Genomic DNA, 10,052 nt, shown 5'->3' with positions numbered 1-10,052 from the left:
ACCAGGCCTGGGTGAGCAATGTGACCAGCGGTGCGTACAAGCAATGGCTGGGCAAACAGTACGGAGCAGCAGCATGAGGAAAGGCATCATTCTGGCCGGCGGATCCGGCACGCGGCTGCACCCGGCGACGCTGGCGATGTCGAAGCAACTGTTGCCGGTGTACGACAAGCCGATGATCTACTACCCGCTGACCACGCTGATGCTGGCCGGAATCCGCGACATTCTGATCATCTCGACGCCACAGGATACCCCGCGTTTTCAATCCCTTCTGGGTGATGGCAGCCAATGGGGATTGAACCTCAATTACTGCGTTCAGCCGAGCCCGGATGGCCTGGCCCAAGCCTTCATTCTGGGGCGCAACTTCGTCGGGAACGACACCAGTGCGCTGGTACTCGGTGACAACATCTTCTACGGCCATGATTTCCAGCTCAAGCTGCGCGAAGCCGCGGCACAGGAGGATGGCGCAACCGTCTTTGCCTATCACGTGCAGGACCCGGAACGCTACGGCGTGGTCGAATTCGATGCTACGCAGCGGGCGCGCTCGATTGAAGAGAAGCCGAAGCAGCCGAAATCCAACTATGCGGTGACGGGGCTGTATTTCTACGACCGTCAGGTGTGCGACATTGCGGCGGATATCAAGCCCTCGGCGCGTGGTGAGCTGGAAATCACGGATGTGAACGCGCACTATCTGGCGCAGGGCGAGCTCAACGTTCAGATCATGGGCCGGGGATATGCCTGGCTGGATACCGGGACGCATGATTCCTTGCTGGAGGCGGGGCAGTTCATTGCGACCATCGAACGCCGCCAGGGTCTCAAAGTGGCCTGTCCGGAAGAGATTGCGTTCCGTGCGGGCTGGATCGATGCCACACAATTGCAGCAGTTGGCGCAACCGCTCCTGAAAAACGGCTACGGTCAGTACCTGGCCTCCCTGCTGGCAGACAAGGTATTTTGATGCAAACGATTGAAACCGGGATTGCCGGACTCTTGATTCTCGAACCGCGTGTCTTTGGCGATGCGCGTGGGTTTTTCTACGAAAGCTATAACCGCCAGGTTTTTGCCGCTGCGACGGGGCTGGATATCGACTTTGTGCAGGACAATCACTCGCGCAGCAGCCGTGGCGTCCTGCGTGGCCTGCACTACCAGCTTGCACCGCATGCACAGGGGAAACTGGTGCGGGTTGTGCATGGTGCCGTGCTCGACGTGGCTGTAGACATCCGACCCGAGTCGCCGACTTGTGGGCAACATGTGGCTGTTGAGCTTTCCGCTGACAACAAGCGCATGTTCTGGATTCCTCCCGGCTTTGCCCACGGTTTTCTAACCCTGAGCGAGACGGCGGAATTCCTCTACAAAACCACGGATTACTACGCCCCTGCTGCCGAGCGCTGCATTCGCTGGGATGACCCGCAACTGGCGATCGAGTGGTCACTGGGGGACGTCGTGCCGCAACTCTCCGTCAAGGATCAGCAGGGCATGGCTTACGCCGATGCCCTGCAACAGCTTTAACTTTTCAGACTAGATCACCATGAAAATTGCCATCGCCGGAACCGGCTACGTTGGCCTCTCCAACGCCATCCTGCTCGCTCAGCATCATGAAGTCGTGGCACTCGATATCATCCCTGAAAAGGTCGAGATGCTGAATCGACGCGAGTCGCCCATCGTCGATCGCGAGATCGAGGATTACCTGGCCAACGCGACGTTGAATTTCCGCGCCACGCTCGATAAACACGAGGCTTATGTCGGTGCAGATTACGTCGTGATTGCCACGCCGACGGACTACGATCCGGAAACCAACTACTTCAATACGCGTTCCGTCGAAGCGGTCATCCGCGATGTACTGGCAATCAATCCGAAGGCCGTAATGGTCATCAAATCGACCGTTCCGGTTGGGTATACCGCCCGTGCCCGTGAAGATTTCGGTGTCGATAACATCCTCTTCTCCCCGGAGTTTCTGCGCGAGGGGAAGGCGCTGTACGACAATCTCTATCCCTCACGCATCATTGTCGGAGAGCGTTCAGCGCGCGCCGAGATCTTTGCCGGTCTGCTGGTCGAAGGTGCCAAGAAGACCGATATCCCGACCTTGTTCGTTGATAGCACCGAGGCGGAGGCAGTCAAACTGTTCTCCAACACCTACCTGGCGATGCGGGTGGCCTACTTCAACGAACTCGATACCTATGCCGCCACGCATGGGCTCGACACCCGTCAGATCATCAATGGCGTCTGCCTTGACCCGCGTATTGGCAGTCACTACAACAACCCGTCCTTTGGCTATGGCGGTTATTGCCTGCCCAAGGACACCAAGCAATTGCTTGCCAACTACCGCGATGTCCCGCAAAACCTGATTCACGCGATTGTGGAGTCCAATACGACCCGCAAGGATTTTGTGGCCGATGAGATCATTCGCAGGAACCCCAAGGTGGTCGGGGTGCATCGCCTGATCATGAAGGCCGGTTCGGACAACTTCCGCGCCTCCAGCATTCAGGGGATCATGAAGCGCATCAAGGCAAAAGGCATCGAAGTCATCATTTATGAGCCGGTGCTCAACGAAACCGAGTTCTTCCGTTCCCGCGTGGTGAACGACTTGGCGGCCTTCAAAGCGGAGTGCGACATCATCATCGCCAACCGCATCACGGACGACATCCGTGATGTCGAGCACAAGGTGTACAGCCGCGATCTGTTTGGTGCGGATTGAGGCCTGCCAAGGCTTTCCGAAAATAAATTCGAAAAAGACTAGGCAAGCCGATAAATATCCGTATAATGCGCGGCTCTGACAGCGCGCCCGTAGCTCAGTTGGATAGAGTACTTGGCTACGAACCAAGGGGTCGGGCGTTCGAATCGCTCCGGGCGCGCCATTCAGAACACGCACTGAGGCCAATCAATTGATTGGCCTTTTTGCTTTCCGTGGGGAGAAATTGGGGACTCGACGTGCCCCGCTCAAAGCGCCAAGGGCGCTTTTTTTATAGCCAGTAGCTGATCAGCGGCAGCAGGATTGCCGTGAGGGCCCCATTGAGGCCCATGGCAAGGGCCGAGAAGGCGCCCGTTTGTTCATTCACCTGGAACGCCCGCGCGGTACCGATCCCGTGCGAAGCCACGCCCATCGAGAACCCGCGTACGGCATCGCTGCGAATACGCAGGGCATCGAACACATAGCGCCCGCCGACGGCGCCCAGGATGCCGGTCACGATGACGAGGACGGCGGTCAACGAAGGAATTCCCCCGATTTTCTCGGCAATCCCCATGGCAATCGGCGTGGTGACCGATTTCGGCGCCAGCGAGAGTTGGGTGGGCACACTCGCGCCAAAGAGTTTGGCGATCATCACGGCCGAGACCATGGCCGTCAGACTGCCCGCCAATAGCCCCGCCAGGATTGGCCAGAACATGGCTTTGACCCGCTTGAACTGGTGATACAACGGGATGGCCAGCGCCACCGTGGCCGGTCCCAGGAGAAAATGCACAAATTGCGCGCCCGCAAAATAGGTCTCGTAGCGCGTCCCGGTCAGCAAGAGCAGGCCTACCAGCATGGTGACGGCAATCAACACGGGATTCGCCAAGGGATGACATCCACTCCGCTGATAGAGCCAGAACGCGACCTGGTAAGCCAAGAGCGTGATGGTCAGGCCCAGCAGCGGCGAGGCGGAAAGATAGACCCAGAGTTCAGTGAGTTGCGGTGTCATGCCGTCTCCCGATCTTCAGGCTTCATGCACAGTTTCATGACCAAGGCGGTGATCACCAAGGTCAGCAGTGTGCTCAGCACAATGGCCAGGACGAGCGGAAGCCATTCATCGCCCACGCGATTCAGATGCACCAGAATGCCGGTCCCGGCCGGCACAAAAAGGAGGGAGAGGTGCTGGAGCAGCGATTGCGCTGTCTGTTGCAACTCCTTGCCCGGCCCTTCCTTCAGCACCAGAAAAACAAACAGCAACACCATCCCGATCACCGGGCCGGGCACGGGCAACGCCAAGCTGCGGGTCAGCACTTCGCCAACCAGTTGAAACAGTAATAAGGTGGTCAGGGCAGCAAGCATGGCAGAGGTGTGGATCGGGGTAGATGGGGGCGCCAGGGAGGCGTTGGGGCCTTTGGTCTGATTTTAGCCTTTGTTGCAGTGGGGGCGCGGGGTCATCCCTGCAAATTAACGCCGATCCTGACTGCTGAGCAATCTGATCGGTGCAGGACAACTGCCGAGCTTCCTGCCACATGTATCGGGAGCGTTCGTGGTGCATTCGGCACCGGATTTGTGCCTGCCGCAGCCTCACACCGTCTGATCTGAATCGCTTTTGTGATGCTGTTGTTTTCTAACTAATTGATTTATATGAGTTGCTGTATTTGGAGTAGGCGAGCCACGCGATTGGCATTCTTTCTGCTAAACCCCATGCGCTGACAACGTCGTCGGCAACGCCGGGGTTGCCCGGCTGACTACCAATGCCGGTAGCTTGGGCGAAGGGGCGGACCCTCGCCGTCATGTCATGACCAGATTGGATTCACTGGAGCAATGAATGCTAGGCGTTGAGTATGTATTGAGGCCCGGGTGCGCGATCATCAGTCGCACGGACCTCAAAGGAACCATTGTCGATTGCAATGATGAGTTCGTCGAAGCCTCCGGCTACGCGCGGGACGAACTGATTGGCCAGCCCCACAAGCTGATTCGCCATCCGGATATGCCCAAGGAGGCTTTTCGGGATATGTGGGCCACCCTCAAGAAAGGCCGTCCGTGGTCCGGCATGGTCAAAAACCGGCGCAAGGATGGCTCCTACTATTGGGTCAAGGCCACGGCCACGCCTTTGCCGGATAAATCCGGCTACATGTCCGTGCGCGTGGCGGCGCAGGCAGAAGCCATCGCCGACGCAGAGCGACTCTACGCCGCCATGCGTGCCAATCCGGGCATTCATCTCAATGAGGGGGCGGTGCAATCCAGAGGCCATGCCCTGTTTGCCTGGCTGGGCGCGCCCTTGATTGCACTCTGGTCGCGCTCGCTCACCGTGCGAACCGCCATGGCGCCGCTGGTTGCCCTGCTGGCGCTGCTCATGGTGGCGGTGTTTGCCCACCGCAGTGTGCTCGACAACAGCGTGGACGGCCCCCGCTTTGCCCATATTGTGCAGAGCAAGGACCTGCTGGCGGATATTCTGCCGCCGCCCCTCTACGTGCTCGAAGCCTATGCCGTGGCGCTCGAATTGCCCTTCCAGCCGCCCGCCGATCAGGCAGAGAGCATGCGACGCCTGCAGACGCTGCATGCCGAGTTTGTCGAGCGTCAGCGTTACTGGCAAAAACAAACGCTCCCGCCTGAACTGGCTCGGCAATTGAACGCCGCCCTGATTCAGCAAGGTGACGCAGTGTTTGCGCTGGCCCTGGGCGAGTGGTCTGAGGCCGTGCAGCGAGGCGATCGTGTCCGCCAAGGTGAGCTGCGTGCCCAACTCAAGGCGCTTTACGATGCTCAGCGGGCTGCCGTCGACGCGACCGTCGTGCTGAGCAAGCGTTGGGACGATGCGTTGGTGGCCGAGTCCCGCGCCTATGTCAGCCAGACCGAGCGGGCTCTGGCGATCTGTGTCGGCCTGGCCATCCTGCTCGCCACCCTCCTTGCAGCGTTTGCTATTCGCAGTGTTCTTCAGCCCATCCGCCGGGCCCGAGCAGCGACCAAGGAAATTGCACGTGGCAATCTGCTGGTTGATCTGCCGCACGCCGGCCCCGATCTCCTGGGCGATCTGATCGCCTCCATCGCCGAAATGAAAAACTCCCTGCACGAAATGGCGGCAGCGCTTCGTCAGTCGGTGAGCAAGCTTGGCCAGGGCGCGGCCAGCCTGGAGGACAGCACCCGCCAGGCCGCCCACAGTGCGGATCGTTCTGCCCGGGCTGCAGAGTCCATTGCGGCCAATGTTGAACAACTTTCCAGCTCGGTCGAGCAGGTGACACAGCATGCGGCCAGTACGCGCAATATCGGCAAGGAGGCAGGGGATGCCTCACGAACCGGGGTGGCGACCATTGGTGCGGCCGTCACGGCCATGCGCGAGATTTCCGCCTCGGTGGTGGAGGCTGCTAGCGCGGTGGATGCCCTGGAAGGCAGCGCCCGCGATGTCTCAGGCGTCACCCAGGCGATTCGCGGCATTGCCGAGCAGACCAACCTGCTCGCCCTCAATGCCGCCATTGAAGCTGCGCGGGCAGGCGAAGCCGGCCGGGGCTTTGCCGTGGTGGCCGATGAGGTTCGCAAACTGGCTGAACTGACCGCTGATGCCACGGAGAACATTCACCGCATCATCGGCCGTATCCAGTCCGAATCCAAAGCCGTGGCCGACAAAATGCGACACAGCGTGCTTCTCTCCAGCGATGCGGAAACGCGGGCGGAGGGCGCCATCAGCAGCATTCAGGAGATCGAGCAGGGCTCGGGCCGGGTGGTGTCGGCGATGGATGGGATCGTCGATGCGCTCAGCGAGCAATCGGCTTCAGCCCGCGACATCGCGAACAAAATCGCCCTGATCGCCGAAAGCTCGGAGCACAGCGCTCAGCGTATCCAGGGGGCGGCTCAGGCAACCCAGCGCCTGAACGAGCTCTCGCAACTGCTCAACACCATGTCTGCCCGCTTCACCATCACCCACTGATCCGAGCTCGTGGCCAACCAGGCAGCAGCCAAGCTGCCTGGGCGTGGCCCCCGGCGACGCCCCTTTCTAGCCTGTGCGATAATGCCGCCTTTGCCGTGGGCATGTTGTACGCATGCCTGCTGAGCGTAACGAGCAGATCGAAGAGCGAGCATGGGCGTGAAAGAAAAAATCTTTGTAGCGGGCCACCGAGGGATGGTGGGTGGGGCGATCCTTCGGCAGTTGAAAGCGGCGGGGGCTGAGGTGATCACGCGGACGCACGCGGAGCTGGATCTCACGAACCAAGCGGCGGTCGACGCGTTTTTTGCTGCAGAAAAGCCCAGCCAGGTGTACCTGGCAGCGGCGAAGGTGGGCGGGATTTACGCCAACAACACCTACCCGGCGGAATTCATCTACAAAAACCTGATGATCCAGGCCAACGTGATCCAGGCCGCGCACGCCAACGACGTGCAAAAACTGCTCTTTCTCGGCTCCAGCTGCATTTATCCGAAAGCCGTGCCGCAACCGATGCGTGAAGATGCCTTGCTCACCGGCACGCTGGAACCCACCAACGAACCCTACGCGATTGCCAAGATTGCCGGGATCAAACTCTGCGAATCCTACAACCGCCAATACGGCCGGGACTACCGCAGCGTGATGCCGACCAACCTCTACGGTCCGGGCGACAACTACCACCTGGCCAACAGCCACGTGCTGCCCGCCATGATCCGCAAGCTGCACCTCGCCAAACTGGCCCAGGCCGGCGATGTCGCCGCCATCGAAGCCGACCGCGCCCGCTATGGCGAAATTCCGGCCGACATCTGCGAAATGATCGGCTTTGACGCGGTCGACCGTCGGATCACCCCCAAAACCGCCGTCACCCTCTGGGGCACCGGCACGCCCTACCGCGAATTTCTGCACGTGGACGACATGGCCGCCGCCAGCATCTTCGTGATGAACCTGGACAAAGCCACCTACGACGCCAATACCCAGCCCATGCTCAGCCACATCAACGTGGGCTACGGCAGCGACCTCACCATCAAGGAAGCCGCCCAACTGGTCGCCAAGGTGGTGGGCTACACCGGCGAACTGCACTTTGACGCCAGCAAGCCGGACGGCACACCCAAGAAGCTGATGGACAGCAGCCGCCTCGAACAACTGGGCTGGAAAGCCGGGATCGACCTCGAAACCGGGCTGAAGACCGCCTACGCAGACTACCTCGCAGGTCGCGCCTGAGCGCGCCGAGCAACCCAGAATCAAGATTCAAGGAAAGCACATGACCGAACAAAAACGCAAAGTTGCCCTGATTACCGGCGTGACGGGCCAGGACGGCTCCTACCTCGCTGAATTCCTGCTCGAAAAGGGCTACGAAGTGCATGGCATCAAGCGCCGCGCCTCGTCCTTCAACACCCAGCGCGTCGACCACATCTACGAAGATCCGCACATCGAGAACAGCCGTTTCAAACTGCACTACGGCGACCTCTCGGACACCTCCAACCTCACGCGCATCATCAGCGAGATTCAGCCGGACGAAGTCTATAACCTGGGTGCTCAATCGCACGTGGCCGTGAGCTTTGAATCCCCGGAATACACGGCCGATGTCGACGCCATCGGCACCCTGCGTCTCCTGGAAGCCATCCGCTTCCTCGGACTGGAAAAGAAAACACGCTTCTACCAGGCCTCCACCTCCGAACTCTACGGCCTGGTGCAGGAAATCCCGCAAAAGGAAACCACGCCCTTCTACCCGCGCAGCCCGTACGCCGTGGCCAAGATGTACGCCTACTGGATCACGGTGAACTACCGCGAAGCCTACGGCATGTACGCCTGCAACGGCATTCTCTTCAACCACGAATCCCCGCGCCGTGGCGAAACCTTCGTGACCCGCAAGATCACGCGCGGTCTCGCCAACATCGCCCAAGGGCTGGAGAAGTGCCTGTACATGGGCAACATCGATTCCCTGCGCGACTGGGGCCACGCCAAGGACTACGTGCGCATGCAATGGATGATGCTGCAGCAGGACAAGCCGGAAGACTTCGTGATCGCCACGGGCGTGCAATACAGCGTGCGCCAGTTCATCAGCTGGTCAGCCGAACACCTGGGCGTGAAGCTGCGCTTTGAAGGGCAGGGCGTAGACGAAATCGGCATTGTGGAGGCCATCGAAGGTGACAACGCACCCGCACTCAAGGTAGGCGACGTGATCGTGAAGATCGACCCGCGCTACTTCCGCCCGGCGGAAGTGGATACGCTCCTGGGCGATCCGGCAAAGGCGAAGCAGAAACTCGGCTGGGTCCCGGAGATCACGGTGCAGGCGATGTGTGAAGAGATGGTGGCCAATGACCTGGAAGCCGCCAAGCGCCATGCCCTCCTGAAACACCACGGTTTCGACATCTCCGTCAGCGCGGAGCACTGATCGCCGCCACTCTTTTGCCACACTTTGCAGGCTAAATTATTAGCCCCTGCAAAAATGCAAAATACAACAAACCCACAGCCTTTGCTGTGGGTTTTTTATTGCATTTGTCAAACTGGGCTTTTGCAAAAAAGATCAATCAATTCAGCGGTGTATCACCTAATGCATAGGCGAATATGCCATATTGCTGCATTGCAAAATATTTCTTTATCATCGTCGGCTGAAGTGCGAAAATCGCGTAGATCATGACCAGATTTTGTCACTATTTTTCCAATTCATGAACGCTATCTCAACTCCGATCAAGGATTTGTTCATCCTTGAGCCCCGTGTCTTCGGCGATGACCGAGGATTTTTCTTCGAGAGCTTCAATCAGCAGCGCTTTAACGAAGTGGTTGGCCGGGATGTCCTGTTTGTGCAAGACAACCATTCCAAGAGCGCTGGCGGGGTATTACGAGGCTTGCATTACCAGCTACAACCTTATGCACAGGGAAAGCTCGTTCGTGTTGTTCAGGGGAGCGTGCTGGATGTCGCGGTGGATCTCCGATTGGATTCCCCCTCGCTTGGACAGCATTTTTGTGTCGAACTTTCGGCTGAAAATAAGCGGCAATTCTGGATTCCTCCTGGTTTTGCCCATGGCTTCCTCACATTGAGTGAGAGCGCCGAATTTCTGTACAAAACTACCAACTACTACGCTCCTTCGCATGAACGTTGTATTGCCTGGAACGATCCCGCGCTAGGCATCGATTGGCAGGTAGGAGCGTTGCAACCCGCTCTTTCCGGGAAGGATCAAGCAGGCCTCACCCTAGAAGCGGCAATTAAAGAACTGAAGGAGCACGCATGACCATCCTTGTGACCGGCGGTGCCGGCTTCATCGGCAGTAATTTTGTTCTGGATTGGCTGGCGGGCAGCGATGAGCAGGTCGTTAATCTGGATGCGCTGACTTACGCTGGCAATATGGAAAACCTGGCGACGGTCGACGGTGATCCGAGGCATGTTTTCGTGAAGGGCGACATCGGCGATGCCGAGTTGGTCACCCGACTCCTGAAGGAATACCAACCGCGTGCCGTGCTCAATTTTGCGGCGGA

General features: G+C 59.0%; 10 protein-coding genes and 1 tRNA gene. 9 read left to right on the top strand and 2 right to left on the bottom strand.

Annotated features, from left to right (window positions below):
* Positions 1-73: 73 nt before the first annotated feature.
* The 4 genes from rfbA (at position 74) to AACO21_RS16465 (ending at position 2,849) form a co-directional block, all read left to right on the top strand.
* Complete coding sequence (rfbA, locus tag AACO21_RS16480) at positions 74-952, top strand: glucose-1-phosphate thymidylyltransferase RfbA (RefSeq protein WP_346193620.1); 879 nt, start codon at positions 74-76, stop codon at positions 950-952.
* Complete coding sequence (gene rfbC / locus AACO21_RS16475; RefSeq protein ID WP_346193619.1) at positions 952-1,503, top strand: dTDP-4-dehydrorhamnose 3,5-epimerase; 552 nt, start codon at positions 952-954, stop codon at positions 1,501-1,503. The genes rfbA and rfbC (AACO21_RS16475) overlap by 1 nt, the downstream gene beginning before the upstream one ends.
* A 19-nt stretch (positions 1,504-1,522) precedes the next feature.
* A complete protein-coding gene (locus AACO21_RS16470) occupies positions 1,523-2,689 on the top strand; it encodes a nucleotide sugar dehydrogenase (RefSeq protein WP_346193618.1) in 1,167 nt (388 codons plus the stop codon).
* A gap of 83 nt (positions 2,690-2,772) precedes the next feature.
* Positions 2,773-2,849, top strand: a tRNA-Arg gene (locus AACO21_RS16465).
* 105 nt (positions 2,850-2,954) lie between these two features.
* On the opposite strand, the gene AACO21_RS16460 is transcribed toward AACO21_RS16465, so the two are convergent.
* Together AACO21_RS16460 and AACO21_RS16455 are read right to left on the bottom strand one after the other, a co-directional pair.
* The gene (locus AACO21_RS16460; RefSeq protein ID WP_346193617.1) at positions 2,955-3,671 is read right to left on the bottom strand and encodes an LrgB family protein; all 717 of its coding nucleotides are present in this window, start codon (positions 3,669-3,671) and stop codon (positions 2,955-2,957) included.
* Complete coding sequence (locus AACO21_RS16455) at positions 3,668-4,021, bottom strand: CidA/LrgA family protein (protein ID WP_346193616.1); 354 nt, start codon at positions 4,019-4,021, stop codon at positions 3,668-3,670. The genes AACO21_RS16460 and AACO21_RS16455 overlap by 4 nt, the downstream gene beginning before the upstream one ends.
* A 469-nt stretch (positions 4,022-4,490) precedes the next feature.
* On the opposite strand from AACO21_RS16455, the gene AACO21_RS16450 reads away from it, so the two are divergent.
* From AACO21_RS16450 to AACO21_RS16430, 5 genes are all read left to right on the top strand, one after another.
* Entirely contained in the window at positions 4,491-6,584 is a 2,094-nt protein-coding gene (locus AACO21_RS16450) for a PAS domain-containing methyl-accepting chemotaxis protein (protein ID WP_346193615.1), read from the top strand.
* A 150-nt stretch (positions 6,585-6,734) separates the two neighbouring features.
* The gene (locus AACO21_RS16445) at positions 6,735-7,796 is read left to right on the top strand and encodes a GDP-L-fucose synthase (protein ID WP_346193614.1); all 1,062 of its coding nucleotides are present in this window, start codon (positions 6,735-6,737) and stop codon (positions 7,794-7,796) included.
* A gap of 40 nt (positions 7,797-7,836) precedes the next feature.
* The gene (gmd, locus tag AACO21_RS16440) at positions 7,837-8,970 is read left to right on the top strand and encodes a GDP-mannose 4,6-dehydratase (protein WP_346193613.1); all 1,134 of its coding nucleotides are present in this window, start codon (positions 7,837-7,839) and stop codon (positions 8,968-8,970) included.
* Between the two features lie 274 nt (positions 8,971-9,244).
* Positions 9,245-9,808 (top strand): dTDP-4-dehydrorhamnose 3,5-epimerase, encoded by a 564-nt coding sequence (gene rfbC, locus AACO21_RS16435; RefSeq protein ID WP_346193612.1) that lies wholly within the window; start codon positions 9,245-9,247, stop codon positions 9,806-9,808.
* A partial coding sequence (locus AACO21_RS16430; protein ID WP_346193611.1) for a GDP-mannose 4,6-dehydratase occupies positions 9,805-10,052 on the top strand: 248 nt, incomplete at its 3' end. The genes rfbC (AACO21_RS16435) and AACO21_RS16430, both read left to right, overlap by 4 nt.

The organism is Dechloromonas sp. ZS-1 (assembly GCF_039649255.1).
Classification (GTDB): Bacteria; Pseudomonadota; Gammaproteobacteria; order Burkholderiales; family Rhodocyclaceae; genus Azonexus.
The sequence above is the reverse complement of the archived record's forward strand: the minus strand, read 5'-3'. Positions and strand labels throughout refer to the sequence as shown.

Coding starts and splice junctions, on each gene's coding strand:
- rfbA (WP_346193620.1), top strand. CDS start 74: ATGAGGAAAGGCATCATTCTGGCCGGCGGATCCGGCACGCGGCTGCAC.
- rfbC (WP_346193619.1), top strand. CDS start 952: ATGCAAACGATTGAAACCGGGATTGCCGGACTCTTGATTCTCGAACCG.
- AACO21_RS16470 (WP_346193618.1), top strand. CDS start 1,523: ATGAAAATTGCCATCGCCGGAACCGGCTACGTTGGCCTCTCCAACGCC.
- AACO21_RS16460 (WP_346193617.1), bottom strand. CDS start 3,671: ATGACACCGCAACTCACTGAACTCTGGGTCTATCTTTCCGCCTCGCCG.
- AACO21_RS16455 (WP_346193616.1), bottom strand. CDS start 4,021: ATGCTTGCTGCCCTGACCACCTTATTACTGTTTCAACTGGTTGGCGAA.
- AACO21_RS16450 (WP_346193615.1), top strand. CDS start 4,491: ATGCTAGGCGTTGAGTATGTATTGAGGCCCGGGTGCGCGATCATCAGT.
- AACO21_RS16445 (WP_346193614.1), top strand. CDS start 6,735: ATGGGCGTGAAAGAAAAAATCTTTGTAGCGGGCCACCGAGGGATGGTG.
- gmd (WP_346193613.1), top strand. CDS start 7,837: ATGACCGAACAAAAACGCAAAGTTGCCCTGATTACCGGCGTGACGGGC.
- rfbC (WP_346193612.1), top strand. CDS start 9,245: ATGAACGCTATCTCAACTCCGATCAAGGATTTGTTCATCCTTGAGCCC.